Below are 16838 nucleotides of genomic sequence, written 5' to 3' on the forward strand. Positions count from 1 at the left end.
AGCAGCATGACTACCTCCATGCCTTGTACCGAGGGCGCGCCCGCTGCTGCTGCAGCGCGGCCCGCCAGGAAACGCTTCAACATGAAGAAGTGGGCGCCGTACATTTTCATCAGCCCCTTCTTCATCCTGTTCGCCGTCTTCAGCCTGTTTCCGCTGCTGTTTTCCATCTATTTGTCGTTCAACCAGTGGGAAGCGGCCAGCGGTGTGGAAGCCATGCAGTGGGTGGGCCTGGACAACTACAAGTACGCCTTGAGCGACCCGTGGTTCTTGCGCTCGCTGGGCAATACGGTCTGGCTGGCGCTGGCTTCGGGCGTGCCGCAGCACCTGGTGGCCATTCCGCTGGCGGCCTTCATCCACAACAGCTTCAAGCGCTCGCGCAACCTGGTGATCGGCATTTACTTTTTACCGTTCATCACCTCCAGCGTGGCCATCGCCATGGTGTTCAACACCCTGTTTTCGCGCGACTATGGGCAGATCAATGTATTGATCGAATGGTGCGCCAGCCTGCCGCTGGTCGGTGGCCTGTTCCCTGCGGAGTCGATCGACTGGCTGGGCAGCTCGCTGTTCATCAAGCCGGCCGTCGCCTTCGTCATTTTCTGGCGCTACCTGGGCTGGAACCTGGTGCTGTACCTGTCCGCGCTGCAGGTGATTCCGAAGGATTTGTATGAAGCGGCCACCATCGACGGCGCCTCGAAACGCCAGCAATTCTGGTACATCACCCTGCCGCAGCTGCGCCCCATGATCTACCTGGCCGTCACCTTGACCATCATGGGAAATTTACAGCTGTTCGAGGAACCGTTCGTGCTGGTGGCCGAATCGAGCGGCGTGAGCCAGTCCGTGATGACGACTGCCATCTTCGTCTACAAGACGGCGTTTTCCTCGGGCGACTTCGGCACGGCGTCGGCCATTTCCTGGCTGCTGTTCCTCATCATCGCCAGCACCACCTGGGTCAACAACCGCATCTTCAGCCGCAATGAACGCAAGGAGGTCCGATGAAAACCACCCGCTGGACGGCCTACGCCATGGTGGCCATCGGCGCCCTGATCATGGTCGCGCCGTTCTACTTCATGTTCGTCTTCGCCACGCACACGAGCGCCGAGATCTACAGCCTGCCGCCGCCACGCTGGTTCGGTACGGCCTTGCTCAACAACCTGGAACTGCTGCAGGAGCGCCTGCCATTCTGGCGCAATATCGGCATCAGCCTGTACGTGGCCCTGATGACCACCATCCTGACCCTGTTCTTTTGCTCGCTGGGCGGCTATGCCTTCGCCATGTACGAATTCCGCTTCAAGCGGCCCCTGTTTACGCTGGTGATGGCGTCGATGATCATCCCGTCCTTCATGAACATGATCCCCACCTTCATGCTGATGGATTTCCTCGGATGGCTGGACCAGCCGCGCGCCCTGTACGTGCCGGGAGCGGCCGGCGCGCTGGGGATTTTCCTCATGCGCCAGTACATCGGCACGGCGATTCCGAAGGACCTGATCGAGGCGGCGCGCATCGACGGCTGCGGCGAATTCGCCATCTACTGGCGCGTCGTGCTGCCGCTGATCGGTCCCGCCATGGGCACCCTGGGCCTGATCACCTTCATCAACTCGTGGAACAATTTCATCACGCCGCTGGTCGTCATGCGCTCGGTCGAGAACTATACGATCCCGCTGGCCCTGCGCAGCATGCAGGCGCCGAACAACACGGAGTGGGGCGCGCTGATGACGGGCGCCGCCATTGCCGTGCTGCCGCTGCTGCTGATGTTCTTTGTCGCCTCGAAGCGCCTGATCGAGGGCCTCACGCAAGGCGCCGTCAAAGGCTAGCACTCTCTTTAATCCACTCACACTGACATGACCACCATGCATAACGACGACATTGATATCAACTTTCCCGCCACTTTCACCTGGGGCGTGGCCACCAGCGCCTACCAGATCGAGGGCGCCGCCACCATCGATGGCCGCGGCCCATCCATCTGGGATACCTTCAGCCATACGGATGGCAAGATCATCGACGGCAGCAATGGCGACGTGGCCTGCGACCACTATCACCGCTATGCCGAGGACGTGGAGCTGATCGCCAACCTGGGCGTGAACGCCTACCGCTTTTCCATGTCCTGGTCGCGCGTGCAGCCCACGGGTTCCGGCGCCTGGAACGAGGCCGGCTTTGCCTTCTATGCGCGCCTGCTCGACGCCCTGGCCGCCAAGGGCCTCGACGCTCACCTGACCCTGTACCACTGGGACTTGCCGCAAGCCTTGCAGGACGAGGGCGGCTGGCTCAATCGCGCCACCTGCTACCACTTCGCCGCCTATGCGGCCGAGGTGGCGCGCCGCTTCGGCCACAAGGTCGCCAGCATCGCCACCCACAACGAACCGTGGTGCACGGCCGTGCTGGGCCACGGCACGGGCCAGTTCGCGCCCGGCATGGCCGACCCGGCCGCCGCCGTGCAAGTGTCGCACCATCTGCTGCTGTCGCACGGCCTGGCCATGCAAGCCATGCGCGCCGTCAATCCGCCCGCGAAACTGGGCATCGTGCTCAATCAGTGGACGGCCACGCCGGCCACCGACAGCGCCCAGGACCGCGAGCTGGCCGAACTCGAATATGCGCGCTCGGTGCAGTGGTATATGGACGCCATCTTCAAGGGCCGCTACCCGGCCCTGGCCCTGAAACACGCCGACGCTTCCGCTTTATCCATCTTTGAAAACGATTTCATAGATATCAAGCAGCCTATCGATTTCCTTGGCGTGAACTACTACACGCGCGCTTTCATGAGCGCCGAGACGCCGCCGCGCAAGCCCGAATGCAAGCTTGGCGTCAACGACATGGGCTGGGAAACCTATCCGCAAGGCTTGACGGAGCTGCTCGTGGGCCTGCACCGCGAATACCGTCTGCCGCCCGTCTACATCACGGAAAACGGCATGGCCGTCGCCGACAAGCCCGTCGGCGGCAAGATCCACGACGAGGCGCGCATCGAATACGTGCGGCTGCACCTGGACGCTTTGCGCGCCGTGATCGCGCAGGGCATCGACGTGCGCGGCTATTTCTACTGGAGCCTGATGGACAACTTCGAGTGGAATTCGGGCTACGCCAAGCGCTTCGGCATGCTGTACGTCGATTACGCCACGCAGCAGCGCAGCTTCAAGGACAGCGCCCTGTGGTACCGCGACTTCATCGCCGCGCAGCGCGCCGCGCATGCCGACGCACCGGCCCTGGCAGGGGAGCACTGACATGGCGGCCATCTCCCTGCGCGGCATCCGCAAGACCTACGGCGACGGCCCGGAAATCGTCAAGGGCCTGGACCTCGATATCCACGACGGCGAATTCATGGTCTTCGTCGGACCGTCCGGCTGCGGCAAGTCGACCCTATTGCGCATGATCGCGGGACTGGAAGACATCAGCGCGGGCCAGCTGCGCATCGGCGACTTGCTGGCCAATGACGTGGCACCGGCAGAGCGGGGCATCGCCATGGTCTTCCAGAGCTACGCCTTGTATCCGCACATGACGGCGCGCGACAACATGGGCTTTGCCCTCAAATTGGCGGGCAAGGGGGAAGCCGAGGTGCGCGCGGCGGTCGGCAAGGTGGCCGAGATTTTGCAGATTACGCATCTGCTCGACCGCAAACCCAAGGCCTTGTCCGGCGGCGAGCGCCAGCGCGTGGCCATCGGCCGCTCCATCGTGCGCCAGCCCAAGGTGTTCCTGTTCGACGAGCCGCTGTCCAATCTCGATGCCTCGCTGCGCGTGCAGACGCGCATCGAACTGGCCAAGCTGCACCAGGAACTGGGCACCACGATGATCTACGTCACGCACGACCAGGTCGAAGCCATGACCCTCGGCGACAGGGTCGCCGTCTTCCACGGCGGCCACCTGGAGCAGGTGGGTGCGCCCCTGGAGCTGTACCGCCATCCGGCCAGCCAGTTCGTCGCCGGCTTCATCGGCGCCCTGCGCATGAACTTTTTGCCGTGCGCCGCCGTTCCCGCGCTGGCCAGCCAGCTCGGTGGCGAGGTGGGCATGCTGGTCGGCGTACGCCCCGAACACCTGCGGCTGGTGCCGCGCAATGAAGGCTACGGCGCCACGGTCACCCTGATCGAGCAGCTGGGCGATGCGCAAATCATCCACGCCACGCTGGACGCCAGCCCCCATGCGGTGGCCATCAAGCTGCATGGCGAGGCGCGCCACGCGCTGGCACAGGGCAGCGCCATCGGCTTCGCGCCGGAAGAAGGCCATGCCTTTCTATTCGACACGGCCGGGCGCGCCGTGGCTACCCATTGACCCCGCACGGAGGCGACATGACTTCAGATTGACACCCAAAAAATGTGCAGCAGTAGCCAAAGAGCTATGTGATCATCATTCAACCAGCGGTACAGGAGACAACAACAATGCAACAACTCAAACGCAATACCATCGCCCTCAGTCTGGCGCATGCGACCTTCGCCCAGTTCATCTTGCTGGGCAGCGGCGCCGCCATGGCACAGGAAGCGGCCAGCACTGCGGCAGCCACCGATGCGGCAAAACCGGCCGCCGAGCAGATGGACCGCATCGTCGTCACGGCCACGCGCCGCAATACCTTCGTGCAGGAGACGCCGCTGGCCGTCACCGCCTTCAACCAGGACACCCTGCAAAACAACCAGGTCAAGGACCTGGCGTCGCTGGCCACCATGGTGCCCAGTCTCGTCGTCGAGCAGCATGGCGATTCCGGCGGCGTGCACGTCTACATGCGCGGCGTCGGCTCGGCCAACCACACGGAGCTGGGCGACCCGGCCGTCGCCTTCTATGTCGACGGCGTGTATTCGCCGCGTCCGCAGGGCGCCACGGCGCTGATGTATGACTTGAGCCACGTGGAGGTGGCGCGCGGACCGCAGGGCACCCTGAACGGCCGCAATTCGACGGCCGGCGCCGTCAATCTCGTGTCGGCTGCGCCGAGCACGGCCAAGTTCATGGGCTCGGCCGGCATCACCGTGGGCGACAAGCGCCATCTGCAGACGCAGGGCATGATCAATATCCCGTTTTCGGACGACGTGGCGCTGCGCATCGCCGCCATCAAGGATAGCCATGACGGCACGGTGGACTTCCGCCGCGGCTCGAACGTCATGCCGGGCACGGCCAAGTATGGCGCCGGCGACCAGATGGGCGTGCGCGCCTCCCTGCTGTGGAAGTTCACGCCGCAGTTGCGCGGCACGTTCATCGCCGACTACTTCCTCGACCAGGGCGCCGGCAATGTCTACCTGGCGGCCGAACCGAAAGCGGGCGAGAAGCTGCGCTCGGCCCTGATCGACACGCCGGGCACCCTGGACCAGTCGATCCTGACCTACAAGGGCAAGCTCAATTACAAGCCGACCGATGCGCTCGACTTCACTTACCTGGGCAGCTGGAGCCGCTACAAGCGCCAGAACAGCAATGATTCCGATGCGGGGCTGTTCCCCGGCTTCAAGTCGGAAAACCGTACCGACTGGGCGCAGTTCGACAGCTATTCGCACGAGCTGCAGGCGCGCTCGGACGACGATGCGCCGTTCCAGTGGGTGGCGGGCCTGTTCCTGTTCAATGAAAAGAACAAGGTGCGCTTCGATATCGACCGCAGCCAGATTTCGCAGGCGGCCGTGCAGCAGGATATCGCCAACGGCGCCGTGATCTTCGTGCAGCCCACCGTGGGCCAGTATGCCTCGGCCATGTCCTTCATCCAGGGCGACCGCCAGTTGAAGTCAAAAGCCGTATTCGGCCAGGTCAGCCAGCAGGTGACGGACCAGATCAAGCTGACGGCCGGCGCGCGCTATACGAAAGACCATAAATTCGATATCGGCGGCAAGAACTGGGCTTGCCCGAACTGGCCCGCGAATACGCCGCTGGGCACCACCGTGCTCACTGCCGACCAGTTGCGCCAACTGGTCACGCCCGGCACGGGCCTGGCCAACACGCACAATATCGGCCCCGGCGGCGCCATCACGGCCGCCAGCTGCGGCAATACGCCGGGCGACAATACGGCCGACCTGAAGTATGGCCAGGCCACCTGGCTGGGCCGCATCGAGTACAAGCTGCGCCCGGATATTTTGCTGTTCGGCTCCGTGACGACGGGCTTCCACTCGCCGGCCATCGGCGACGGCGGCGCCACCACCAAGCCGGAAAAGCTGACCAGCTATGAAATCGGCTTCAAGTCGGACTTGCTGAACCGCGAACTGACCCTGAATCTTGACGCCTTCCTGATGAAGTACAAGGACAAGCTCGAGTCGCAGGTGGTCAACAGCGTGCTGGCCAACTTCAATGCGGCCGGCGCCACCGTCAAGGGCCTGGAAGCGGAATGGGTCTGGCGGCCAACAAAGGTCGACCGCCTGACGGGCAACGCCACCTGGCTGAAGGCCGTGTATGACGACTTCATGTCGTGCGACGTCGATGCGGCGCGCGCGAATGGCCAGTCCTGCGGTTCGACGGCGCCATTGGTGAGCGTGGGCGGCAGCACCATGAAGCATGCGCCGAAGTTTTCCACGACCGTCCAGTACGAGCATGATTTCAATGTCGCCGGCGGCCAGCTCACGCCGCGCGCCTCGGTGCATTATGAAACCATGTCATATGTGGGCGCGGGCGCGTTCAACGGCGACGTGCCGGGCCATGCCGGTGTCAAGCGCCAGGAAGCGTATACGACGCTGGATCTGAGTCTGCGCTTCCAGCCGGCGAACAAGGCTTATACGGTGGAAGCGTTCGTGCAGAATGCCACCGACAAGGCCGTCAAGCTGGACGTCAATGAAATCTGCACGGACGTGGGCATGCCATGCCAGCCCACGCAGCAGATCTACGGCGCCTTCTACAACGCGCCGCGCACCTTTGGCGCGCGCGTGTCGATGAAGTTCTGATGGCGTAGGGGGAAAGAGCAGTCGCAGTAGCAGTCCACTCAGTAGGGAAGGTGTTGGGCCGGGGTTCTTCCCCGGCCTTTTTTACTCCAATGTCGCCTGCACGCTGGCGATGCCGATCTGCGCGCTGCCTTCGGCCAGGCGCACGTTGACGTTCTGGCGTGCCTGCAGCTGCGCCGGCGAGCGCACGATCGCGCCTTTTTCATCGCGCAAGATGGCGTATCCCCGTTCCAGGGTGCGCTGGGGATTCAACAGTTCCAGCTGCGCCGCCAGGCCGTCGAGGCGGTGGCGCCGCTGCGTCAGTTGCTGCGCCATGGCCGCGCCGCCGCGCCGCTGCATTTCCACCAGGCGCGCGCGCGGCGCTGTGACGTCGGGCCGCAAGGCCGCCCAGCGCGCACGCAGGCGTTCCAGTGCGTACTGCGACTGGTTTACGGGCGCGCGCGCCGCATGCGTCATGGCCGTCGACAGGGCCAGCAGTTGCAAACGCTGCTGCTGCAGTTGCGCCTTCGGGTTGAGCAGGCGGCGGCTGTGGCGGTCCAGGGTCTGCGCCGCATCGTCGAGGCTGCGGCGCATGGCGCGGCGCAGGTCCGCCGCATCGGCGCGCAGGGACGCCATCCAGTCGGCGCGCGGCGTGGCCGCCAGTTCGGCCGCTGCCGTCGGCGTGGCCGCACGCAGGTCGGCCGCGAAGTCGGCGATGGTGAAATCCGTCTCGTGGCCCACGCCGCTGATCACGGGCATGGAGCAATCGGCGATCGCGTATGCCACGGCTTCATCGTTGAACGACCACAGATCCTCGATGCTGCCGCCGCCGCGGCATACCAGCAGCACGTCGCACTCGGCCCTGGTTGATGCCGTGCGGATGGCGTGCGCGATTTTTTCCGGCGCCTGCTGGCCCTGCACTGGCGTGGGGTAGAGGATGATGTTGACGTGCGGCGCGCGGCGCTTGAGCGCGATCAAGACGTCGCGCAGGGCGGCCGCCTGCGGGCTGGTGACGATGCCGATGCTGCGCGCGAACATGGGGATGGCGCGCTTGCGCTCCTGGTCGAACAGCCCTTGCGCGGCCAGCTTTTCCTTCAGGCGCTGGAACGCTTCATACAGGGCGCCTACGCCGGCGCGGCGGATGGCTTCCACGTTGATCTGGTAATCGCCGCGCGCGCCGTACAGGGTGACGAGGGCGCGCACTTCGACCTTGTCGCCTTCGCGCGGCGTGAAGCCGGCAAACTGGGCGCGGCCGCGGAACATCACGGCGCGCACCTGGGCGCCATCGTCCTTCAGGGTGAAATACCAGTGGCCGGAAGCGGCGCGCGTGAAGTTGGAAATCTCGCCGGCGATCCAGGTCAGGGGAAACGAGCGCTCGAGCAGGCGCGCGACGGCCTGGTTCAGGGCGCTGACGGTCAGCACGGGCGGGGCGGCAAAGCCGCTGTCAGTCGGGGTGTCGGTCATCATCAAGCTGGGGGGAGGTGAGGGAACTGTCCACATATTATCGGCGAGGTCATGCTTATGTCATATATCGTGCAAAACAACAAGTTCTATTTCTAAGTATTTGATTTCATGATGAATTCCCATATGCCTGATTTGCGAGCACAGGGAAAAAAACCTTTAATATCAAGCACATCAGTATAGCCCCCGCCACTTACGCACAAAGTTATCCACAGAAAGTGTGCGGAACTTTTTGCCTTGGACAAACATGGCCCGGCAAGCCGGCATTGACCGATAAAAATGCCTTGCTACATTTTTGCGCACGGAAATAAAGAGCATAGGAATCAAGCGCTTAGTATGCCATGCATGGCCTTGCGCACAATCTTATCCACAAAAAATGTGCAGAACTCTGGCGCGGCGCCGGATTTATCCACCGGAATGCCTATGGCATGGCTTGCCTGAATTTTGCGCAGCATAAAAATAGCCATATAAATCAAGGGTATAGCATCACATCGTAGGCCTTGCTCACAATCTTATCCACAGAATATGTGCAAAACTGCATAAATCGTTTCGCTTTTTCGCCTGCTTTTCCACCGCGCGGCCAGGCCGTTGCTCTGCCTCATTTTTAATCATTGAAAAAAACTCCTTTAAAATCAATGCTCTTGCATGGAGTCAATCCGCTTGCTCACAATCTTATCCACACTTTATGTGCGAAACTGCCTTTGCGGTGGAAAACTGCCGTTTCGAAGCGCAATCGGGCCGATAAAAGCCCGCTTTTCAGCGCTTGCCACATTTTTATGCATGGCAATAAAAACGATATAAATCAAAGTACTTAGCGCGTATCCTTGCGCTTGCACACAATCTTGTCCACAGATTGTGTGCAGAACTTTGACGGTCTCCCTGGCGTCGATTTCGTGCTCGCTGCCACTTTTTTACTCATTGATTTAATTTCCTTTAAAATCAATGGCTTAGTCGAATTCCTTGGCTTTGCGCACAATCTTGTCCACAGTAAATGTGCAGAACTCTTGAATTCTTGATTTTATGGCATTGACTCCTGTCGATAAGCTGCTATGCCTGTATTTTGCGCAGTACAATAATTCGCTTGCAAATCAATGGCTTGCATGCTGGACTTCATGCTTGCTCACAATCTTATCCACACAAAGTGTGCAAAACTGGGTGTGCTTGGCGCACGCCAGCCGCGCCGTGTGGACAAGTGCCATGCGGGCGCCACTTGCCGCCGGCGCGGCAACGCGCTACATTGCGCCATTCCCGCGCGGACGTACAATCGGTCTTCGGCGCTCGGTACAATACAGGCTGTTCGGGCGGTCCATCGCCTTTCCTCTATCAGGAGTTTCTTTTGCTCGCTATATTTCAAGCCGCTGGCTGGCCCATCTGGCTGTTGTTGATCGCTTCCATCGTCGCCCTGGCCCTGATCATCGAGCGCCTGCTGTATTTGCGCCGCGTCAAGATACTGCCCCGCAAGCTGTTTGATGAAGTGGTGCAGGTGTATCGCAGCGGCAAGATCACGCCGGACACGGTGGCCAAGCTGGAAGACAACTCGCCGCTGGGCGTGGTGCTGGCCGCCGCCCTGCGCAACGTCGACGCGCCGCGCGAGGTGATGAAGGAATCGATCGAAGAGGCGGGCAGCGGCGTGGCCCACACGCTGGAACGTTTCCTGACGACCCTGGGCACCATCGCCACCCTGGCGCCGCTGATGGGGCTGTTCGGCACGGTGATCGGCATGATCGAGATTTTTGCCTCGCCCGGCGCCACCGCGTCGAACGCGGCGCTGTCGCACGGTATTTCCGTCGCCTTGTATAACACGGCGTTTGGCCTGGCCATCGCCATGCCGGCCCTGATTTTCTACCGCCACTTCCGCGCCCTCGTCGACAGCTTCGTCATTGACATGGAGCAACAAGCGGTCAAGTTCGTCGACATCGTCCACAGTGGCCGCAAATGAACTTCCGCAAAGGCAAGGGGCGTGAAGACCCCGAAATCAACCTGATCCCGTTCATCGACGTGCTGCTGGTGATCCTGATCTTCCTCATGGTCAGCACCACCTACAGCAAATTCACGGAGCTGCAGATCACCTTGCCGACGGCCGATGCCGAGCAAGCGAAGGATAAGCCGCAGCAGCTCGACGTCACCATCGATGCCAAGGGTAACTACACGGTCAACCGCGAACCCGTCTCGTTCCGCGACGTGGCCGGCCTGGCCGACGCCTTGCAGGATGCGGCCAAGGCGGCCAATGGCGGCAAGGCGCCCGCGCAGACGCCCGTGGTGGTGGTCAACGCCGACCAGTTCGCCATGCACCAGATGGTCATCCACGTCATGGAAGCGGCGCGCCTGGCCGGCTATGAAAAGCTGACGTTTGCGGCGCAGGCGGGCGGCAAGTAAGTTCCTACCGTTACCGGCAACAAAATTGGGGACTGACCCGCCGGGTCAGTCCCCAGCCCTTTACCCTTCACCGCATGCCCACTTCCTCACCCCTCAAGCTTGAATCCACTCTCACCCGCGCCTGGCTGACGCGCGGCCCGCTGGCGTGCGCGCTGTGGCCCGTGTCGCTGCTGTTCGGCGCCTTGAGCAGCGTCAGGCGCGGCCTGTACCGGGCAAATCTCCTGCAATCGGCGCGCCTGCCCGTGCCCGTCGTCGTCGTCGGCAATATTTTCATCGGCGGCACGGGCAAGACGCCGCTGACGATCTGGCTGGTGCAAGCCTTGCGCGACGCGGGCATGCGCCCGGGCGTCATTTCGCGCGGCCATGGCAGCGCCGACCGCTTGCCGCGCGCCGTCAGCGCCGCTTCCACGCCGCAGCAGGTGGGCGACGAGCCGCTGCTGATCTTCCAGCGCGGTGGCTGCCCCGTGATGGTGGGGCGCGACCGCGCGCAAGCGGGCAGGGCGCTGCTGGCCGCGCATCCGGACGTCGACGTGCTGGTGACGGACGACGGCTTGCAGCATTACGCCCTGCAGCGCGACGTGGAAATCGTGCTGTTCGACGGCCGTGGCGTGGGCAATGGCTGGCTGCTGCCGGCTGGACCCCTGCGCGAAACGTCACGCCGCCGGCGCGACGTGACGGTGATCAATGCGCCCGAGCTGGCGCCGGCACTGGTGGACCAGGTCGCGCCGCAAGGCGGGCTGGTGGTGCAGATGCGGCTCGATGGCGGCGTGGCCGAACGCCTGCTGAACCGCGGCGAAAGCATGGCCCTTGCCGACCTGGCGGCCAGCGGCCGGCGCATCGTGGCGGCGGCCGGCATCGGCAATCCCCGACGCTTCTTTGCCATGCTGCGCGGGGCCGGACTGGACTTCACGGAACTGCCCCTGCCCGACCATCACGACTTCCTCGACCAGCCATTTGCCGCCCTCGACACGGATGTGATCTTGATCACCGAGAAGGATGCAGTAAAATGTGCGCAAATTGAACATCTCAAAGATGACCCGAGACTGTGGGTCGTCCCCGTCAGTGCGCGCATCGATAGCGCGCTGGCCCAACAAATTGTGGAGAAATGTCGTGGACGCTCGACTGCTTGATATCCTGGTCTGCCCTGTTTGCAAGGGTCCGCTTGAACACGATAAGAAGGCGCAGGAACTGATTTGCCGCGCCGACCGTCTGGCCTATCCTATCCGCGATGGCATCCCCATCATGTGGGCGGACGAAGCGCGCACCCTGCAAGACGCAGTGGAATAACGATGGCGTTCATCGTCATCATCCCGGCCCGCCTGGCCTCGACGCGCCTGCCGGGCAAGCCGCTGGCCGACCTGGGCGGCAAACCCATGGTGGTGCGCGTGGCCGAGCAGGCGCTGCTCTCGGGCGCCGCGCGCGTCATCGTCGCCACCGACCATGACAGCATCCGCGAAGCCTGCGCCGCGCATGGCGTGGAAGTGTGCATGACGCGCAGCGACCATCCGTCGGGCACGGACCGCATCGCCGAAGTGGCGCGCACGCTCGGGCTGCCGCCGGACGCCGTCGTCGTCAACCTGCAGGGCGACGAACCGTTGATCGATCCGGCCCTGCTGGCCGCCTGCGCGGCGCAGATCAGCGCCGCCGTCCCCATGGCTACCTGCGCCCATCCGCTGCATGATGTGGCCGACGCGTTCAATCCGAATGTGGTGAAGGTCGTGCTGGACAAGAACGGCCGCGCCTTGTATTTCTCGCGCGCCACCATCCCGTGGCACCGCGACGGCTTCGCGCAGTCGAAAGACAGCTTGCCGGCAGGTTACGTGCCCCTGCGGCATATCGGCCTGTATGCGTACAGCAATGCGTTTTTGCAAGAATACCCGCAATTGTCCGCCTCGCCGCTGGAAGCCATCGAGGCGCTGGAGCAGCTGCGCGTGCTGTGGCACGGTGTTGCCATCGCCGTCCACGTGACCGATAGCGCCCCGGCCGCCGGTGTCGATACGCCGGAAGATCTTGCCAGGGTGCAAGCCCACTACGGCGCCCTGTAAGCGCTACCCGCAAAACGGCAGGCGTGCAAATATAATTTTGTGCGCCTGCAGTAAAAACCACATTTTGAAACGTGCGCCGCGCGAATTGCTGGCTTTGATCAATCAGGGCATAGCAATTCGATAGCAAACTGGCGTTCCGGGGATTTTTTGTGGTAAGTTTCGTAGGGAAAGATAGCCTTAGCAACACCATCTAAAAAAAATTACACATACCACCATCCAAAATCTGTTTTTTAGGAACTTTTCAATGCGTCTGATACTTTTAGGAGCACCCGGTGCCGGCAAGGGCACCCAAGCTAATTTCATCAAAGAAAAATACAACATTCCACAAATCTCCACGGGCGACATGCTGCGCGCGGCGATCAAGGAAGGCTCCGAACTGGGCCTGGCCGCGAAAAAAGTCATGGATGCGGGCGGTCTCGTGTCGGACGACATCATGATCGGCCTGGTCAAGAATCGCCTGCAGGAAGCCGATTGCGCCAATGGCTATCTGTTCGACGGCTTCCCGCGCACCATCGCGCAGGCGGACGCCATGAAAGACGCCGGCATCAATGTCGACTACGTGCTGGAAATCGACGTGCCTGACGCTTCGATCATCGAGCGCATGGACGGCCGCCGCAGCCACCCGGGTTCGGGCCGCGTGTATCACGTCAAATTCAACCCGCCCAAGGTCGACGGCGTCGACGACATCACCGGCGAACCGCTGATCCAGCGCGACGACGACAAGGCGGAAACGGTCAAGAAGCGCCTGGACGTGTACCACAACCAGACCAAGGTCTTGTTGGGCTACTACAATGACTGGGCCAAGTCCGGCCTGCCAGGCGCACCGAAATACCGCCGCATCGCCGGCGTCGGTCCGGTCGAGCAAATCCGCGACAGCGCATTTGCCGCCCTGGCGGAATAAGCAGTTTATGAAAAGCGGACCTGAGTGTCCGCTTTTTTTGTGCCCGCTTTTCAACAGCGGTGCCGCATCGTTTTCGTAGTTCAGGTTTTTTGCAGGTCGTGTTTTCCTGGCTGCGCGTGCCTACCCGGTGCGGTCTGCAGCTGTTGGCAATGACGTCGGATAAAAACAGAAGGGGACGATATGGCAGCCAGCTTGTGGTTTGCGGTAGCCTGCGGCGTGGTCGCAGTCATTTACGGTTTGGTGTCGCGCAACTGGATCCTGAGGCAGGATCCCGGCAACGCGCGCATGCAGGAAATCGCCCTGGCCATCCAGCAGGGCGCGGCCGCCTACCTGGCGCGCCAGTACCGCACCATCGCCATCGTCGGCGTGGTGTTACTGATCGCCATCTATGCGCTGCTTGGCCTGCACACGGCGCTGGGCTTCTTGATCGGCGCCGTGCTGTCGGGCGCCTGCGGCTTCATCGGCATGAATGTCTCCGTGCGGGCCAATGTGCGCACGGCGCAGGCGGCCACCCTGGGCATCAACCAGGCGCTGAACGTGGCCTTCAAGGGCGGGGCGATCACCGGCATGCTGGTGGTGGGACTGGGCCTGCTGGGCGTGACCCTGTTCTACTGGCTGCTGGCGACGACGGGCGCGCCCGGCCTCACGCAGCATGACCTGATCAAGCCCCTGATCGGCCTGGCCTTCGGCGCCTCGCTCATTTCCATCTTCGCGCGGCTCGGCGGCGGCATCTTTACCAAGGGCGCCGACGTGGGCGCGGACCTGGTGGGCAAGGTCGAGGCGGGCATCCCCGAGGACGATCCGCGCAACCCGGCCGTCATCGCCGACAACGTGGGCGACAACGTGGGCGACTGCGCCGGCATGGCGGCCGACCTGTTCGAAACCTATGTCGTGACCCTGATCGCCACCATGCTGCTGGGCGCACTGCTGATGGCAGAGGCCAGCAGCACGGCCATCATCTACCCGCTGCTGCTGGGCGCCGTCTCCATCCTCGCGTCCATCGTCGGCTGCTCGATGGTCAAGACGGCCCCCGGCAAGAAGATCATGTCGGCCCTGTACACGGGACTGTGGTGGGCGGCCGGCCTGTCGCTGGTCGGTTTTGCCGTGGTGACGTGGCTGCTGTGGCCCGACGACGCCATGCGCTACAAGATGCTGGGCGCCACCGTCGTCGGCATCGTCCTCACGGGCCTGATGGTGTACATCACCGAGTACTACACGGGCACGGATTTCAAGCCCGTGCGCCACATCGCCGAAGCGTCGACGACGGGCCACGGCACGAACATCATCGCCGGCCTGGGCGTGTCGATGAAGTCCACGGCGTATCCGGTGCTGGCCGTCTGCGTCGCCATCCTGATATCGTATCAATTGGCGGGCCTGTACGGCATCGCCATCGCGGCCACTTCCATGCTGTCGATGGCGGGCATCATCGTCGCGCTCGACGCGTATGGCCCCATCACGGATAACGCGGGCGGCATCGCGGAAATGTCGGGCTTGCCCGACTCCGTGCGCGCCATCACCGATCCTTTGGATGCCGTCGGCAACACGACCAAAGCCGTCACCAAGGGCTACGCCATCGGCTCGGCCGGGCTGGCCGCGCTGGTGCTGTTCGCCGACTACACGCATGCGCTCGAATCCGTGGGCCAGCACATCACGTTCGATTTGTCGAACCCCATGGTCATCGTCGGCCTGTTCATCGGCGGCTTGATACCGTATCTGTTCGGCGCCATGGCGATGGAAGCCGTCGGCCGCGCGGCAGGCGCCGTGGTGGTGGAGGTGCGGCGCCAGTTCCGCGACATCAAGGGCATCATGGAAGGCACGGCGCGGCCAGAATACGACAAGGCCGTGGACATGCTGACGGCGTCGGCCATCCGCGAAATGATCGTGCCGTCGCTGCTGCCCGTGGTGGTGCCCATCGTCGTGGGCATGCTGCTGGGGCCTGCGGCGCTCGGTGGCTTGCTGATGGGGACGATCGTCACAGGCCTGTTCGTGGCCATTTCCATGACCACGGGCGGCGGCGCCTGGGACAATGCGAAGAAATACATCGAGGATGGCCATTTCGGCGGCAAGGGTTCGGACGCGCACAAGGCGGCCGTCACGGGCGACACGGTGGGCGACCCGTACAAGGATACGGCCGGGCCGGCAGTGAACCCCTTGATCAAGATCATCAATATCGTGGCCCTGCTGCTGGTGCCGCTGCTGCCGGCCACGGGCTGGCTTGCCGTCAAGGCGCCGGCGCCCATCCACGCGCCCGCGCCGCCCATTCTGGCGCCGGCGACACCCGTGCAAAGCCTGCCCGCGCAATAAACTGCGCCATCCCCGCAGCCCCGCGGCCAGCGCTGCGGGGCTGTTTGTATTTTGCGCAAATGAAACTTTCCTGCCGTCCATATCCTCGGCGTATCAAAGGTGAGCAATTGTTACGGCGCCTTTGCTTGTGCTGGCTCTCTGTCAATAATGGAATGAGTGTCACAGTTGGGCATGGAAGGCGGGAGGATGTCATGGACAGCATCAGCAGGAAGGGCGGCGCGCTGGCGGCGCTGTTGGTATTGGCGGTCACGGCGGGATTGGCCCAGGCGGCGCCGGGCCGGCATGGCGGCTTTCACGGCGGCCACGGCCACTTCCATGGTCACTCGCACGTGGGCGTCTGGGTGGGATATCCCTGGTGGTATGGCTACGGGCCTGGCTGGTATGGCGACCCGTGGTATGGCTATCCCTATCCATATGGGCGCACCCTGATCGTGCAGCCGCCGCCCGTGTACATCGAGCAGGGCGGCGAGCCGACGGCGCAGATGTGGTACTACTGCGCGAGGCCGCAGGGCTATTATCCCTATGTGAAAAATTGCAGTACGGCATGGCGTGCCGTGTTGCCGACCAGCGTGCGCTGACGGGGAGGCGACGATGAACACGAAAGCGTTGATGGGGCGTGCCGGCCTGCTGGCGCCCCTGCTGCTGGCCGCCTGCACGGTGATGCCGGAAGGGCCGTCGGCCACGGCCTTGCCCGGCACGGGCAAGAGCCTCGAGCAATTCCGCGTCGATGACGGCAGTTGCCGTGGCTACGCGCAGGCGCAGCTGGCCGGCCCGGGCGCGGCCGACAGTTCCTCGCATGGCATGCAGCGCAGCTACGATGACTCTTATCAAAAATGCATGTATGCGAGCGGCCACAAGGTGCCCGCGGCCGGGCGGATGCTGGGCAGCGTGCCGGCGAATGCCGCCACGCCGCCGCCCGATACGCCGCCGCCCCGGTACTAGGTTGCTACA

At 63.1% G+C, this 16838-nt stretch carries 15 protein-coding genes; 14 read left to right on the top strand and 1 reads right to left on the bottom strand.

The window, feature by feature from the left end; translation table 11 throughout:
- The first annotated feature begins 6 nt into the window (after positions 1–6).
- The 5 genes from NCG91_RS13015 to NCG91_RS13035 all read left to right on the top strand — a co-directional run bounded on the left by NCG91_RS13015 (position 7) and on the right by NCG91_RS13035 (position 6824).
- On the top strand, positions 7–996 hold the full coding sequence (locus NCG91_RS13015; RefSeq protein WP_251349986.1) for a carbohydrate ABC transporter permease: 990 nt from the start codon (positions 7–9) through the stop codon (positions 994–996).
- Complete coding sequence (locus NCG91_RS13020) at positions 993–1811, top strand: carbohydrate ABC transporter permease (RefSeq protein ID WP_070289586.1); 819 nt, start codon at positions 993–995, stop codon at positions 1809–1811. Before NCG91_RS13015 ends, NCG91_RS13020 begins: the two co-directional genes overlap by 4 nt.
- Before the next feature lie 27 nt (positions 1812–1838).
- Complete coding sequence (locus tag NCG91_RS13025; RefSeq protein ID WP_251349987.1) at positions 1839–3212, top strand: GH1 family beta-glucosidase; 1374 nt, start codon at positions 1839–1841, stop codon at positions 3210–3212.
- A 1-nt stretch (position 3213) separates the two neighbouring features.
- A complete protein-coding gene (locus tag NCG91_RS13030; RefSeq protein WP_251349988.1) occupies positions 3214–4254 on the top strand; it encodes an ABC transporter ATP-binding protein in 1041 nt (346 codons plus the stop codon).
- Between the two features lie 107 nt (positions 4255–4361).
- Positions 4362–6824 (top strand): TonB-dependent receptor, encoded by a 2463-nt coding sequence (locus tag NCG91_RS13035; RefSeq protein ID WP_251349989.1) that lies wholly within the window; start codon positions 4362–4364, stop codon positions 6822–6824.
- A gap of 81 nt (positions 6825–6905) precedes the next feature.
- Here the strand turns inward: NCG91_RS13035 and xseA are convergent, their stop codons facing one another.
- Positions 6906–8267 (bottom strand): exodeoxyribonuclease VII large subunit, encoded by a 1362-nt coding sequence (xseA, locus tag NCG91_RS13040; RefSeq protein ID WP_251349990.1) that lies wholly within the window; start codon positions 8265–8267, stop codon positions 6906–6908.
- 1330 nt (positions 8268–9597) lie between these two features.
- Between xseA and NCG91_RS13045 the strand changes: the two genes are divergently transcribed.
- From NCG91_RS13045 to NCG91_RS13085, 9 genes are all read left to right on the top strand, one after another.
- Positions 9598–10200: a MotA/TolQ/ExbB proton channel family protein gene (locus NCG91_RS13045; RefSeq protein WP_251349991.1), complete on the top strand. Its 603-nt coding sequence runs from the start codon at positions 9598–9600 to the stop codon at positions 10198–10200.
- Entirely contained in the window at positions 10197–10637 is a 441-nt protein-coding gene (locus NCG91_RS13050; RefSeq protein ID WP_035825768.1) for an ExbD/TolR family protein, read from the top strand. Before NCG91_RS13045 ends, NCG91_RS13050 begins: the two co-directional genes overlap by 4 nt.
- Positions 10638–10711: 74 nt before the next feature.
- Positions 10712–11767, top strand: a complete 1056-nt coding sequence (gene lpxK / locus NCG91_RS13055; RefSeq protein WP_251349992.1) for a tetraacyldisaccharide 4'-kinase — start codon at positions 10712–10714, stop codon at positions 11765–11767.
- Positions 11748–11924 (top strand): Trm112 family protein, encoded by a 177-nt coding sequence (locus NCG91_RS13060; RefSeq protein ID WP_010395789.1) that lies wholly within the window; start codon positions 11748–11750, stop codon positions 11922–11924. Before lpxK ends, NCG91_RS13060 begins: the two co-directional genes overlap by 20 nt.
- A gap of 2 nt (positions 11925–11926) precedes the next feature.
- The gene (gene kdsB, locus NCG91_RS13065) at positions 11927–12682 is read left to right on the top strand and encodes a 3-deoxy-manno-octulosonate cytidylyltransferase (protein ID WP_251349993.1); all 756 of its coding nucleotides are present in this window, start codon (positions 11927–11929) and stop codon (positions 12680–12682) included.
- A 244-nt stretch (positions 12683–12926) separates the two neighbouring features.
- A complete protein-coding gene (gene adk, locus NCG91_RS13070) occupies positions 12927–13583 on the top strand; it encodes an adenylate kinase (protein ID WP_077400901.1) in 657 nt (218 codons plus the stop codon).
- A 180-nt stretch (positions 13584–13763) separates the two neighbouring features.
- Positions 13764–15887 (top strand): sodium-translocating pyrophosphatase, encoded by a 2124-nt coding sequence (locus tag NCG91_RS13075; RefSeq protein WP_251349994.1) that lies wholly within the window; start codon positions 13764–13766, stop codon positions 15885–15887.
- A 191-nt stretch (positions 15888–16078) separates the two neighbouring features.
- Positions 16079–16465, top strand: coding sequence for a hypothetical protein (locus NCG91_RS13080; protein WP_251349995.1), 387 nt, complete (start codon positions 16079–16081; stop codon positions 16463–16465).
- A gap of 13 nt (positions 16466–16478) precedes the next feature.
- Positions 16479–16829: a glycine zipper family protein gene (locus NCG91_RS13085; RefSeq protein WP_251349996.1), complete on the top strand. Its 351-nt coding sequence runs from the start codon at positions 16479–16481 to the stop codon at positions 16827–16829.
- The last annotated feature ends 9 nt before the right edge of the window (positions 16830–16838 follow it).

It is taken from the genome of Janthinobacterium kumbetense (assembly GCF_023703445.1).
GTDB classification, from domain to species: domain Bacteria; phylum Pseudomonadota; class Gammaproteobacteria; order Burkholderiales; family Burkholderiaceae_D; genus Janthinobacterium; species Janthinobacterium kumbetense.

What these genes read in the sequence shown, in the direction of transcription:
- NCG91_RS13050 (WP_035825768.1), top strand. Translation starts at nt 10,197, where the DNA reads ATGAACTTCCGCAAAGGCAAGGGGCGTGAAGACCCCGAAATCAACCTG.
- adk (WP_077400901.1), top strand. Translation starts at nt 12,927, where the DNA reads ATGCGTCTGATACTTTTAGGAGCACCCGGTGCCGGCAAGGGCACCCAA.
- NCG91_RS13020 (WP_070289586.1), top strand. Translation starts at nt 993, where the DNA reads ATGAAAACCACCCGCTGGACGGCCTACGCCATGGTGGCCATCGGCGCC.
- NCG91_RS13085 (WP_251349996.1), top strand. Translation starts at nt 16,479, where the DNA reads ATGAACACGAAAGCGTTGATGGGGCGTGCCGGCCTGCTGGCGCCCCTG.
- kdsB (WP_251349993.1), top strand. Translation starts at nt 11,927, where the DNA reads ATGGCGTTCATCGTCATCATCCCGGCCCGCCTGGCCTCGACGCGCCTG.
- NCG91_RS13030 (WP_251349988.1), top strand. Translation starts at nt 3,214, where the DNA reads ATGGCGGCCATCTCCCTGCGCGGCATCCGCAAGACCTACGGCGACGGC.
- NCG91_RS13075 (WP_251349994.1), top strand. Translation starts at nt 13,764, where the DNA reads ATGGCAGCCAGCTTGTGGTTTGCGGTAGCCTGCGGCGTGGTCGCAGTC.
- NCG91_RS13080 (WP_251349995.1), top strand. Translation starts at nt 16,079, where the DNA reads ATGGACAGCATCAGCAGGAAGGGCGGCGCGCTGGCGGCGCTGTTGGTA.
- NCG91_RS13025 (WP_251349987.1), top strand. Translation starts at nt 1,839, where the DNA reads ATGACCACCATGCATAACGACGACATTGATATCAACTTTCCCGCCACT.
- xseA (WP_251349990.1), bottom strand. Translation starts at nt 8,267, where the DNA reads ATGATGACCGACACCCCGACTGACAGCGGCTTTGCCGCCCCGCCCGTG.
- lpxK (WP_251349992.1), top strand. Translation starts at nt 10,712, where the DNA reads ATGCCCACTTCCTCACCCCTCAAGCTTGAATCCACTCTCACCCGCGCC.
- NCG91_RS13015 (WP_251349986.1), top strand. Translation starts at nt 7, where the DNA reads ATGACTACCTCCATGCCTTGTACCGAGGGCGCGCCCGCTGCTGCTGCA.
- NCG91_RS13035 (WP_251349989.1), top strand. Translation starts at nt 4,362, where the DNA reads ATGCAACAACTCAAACGCAATACCATCGCCCTCAGTCTGGCGCATGCG.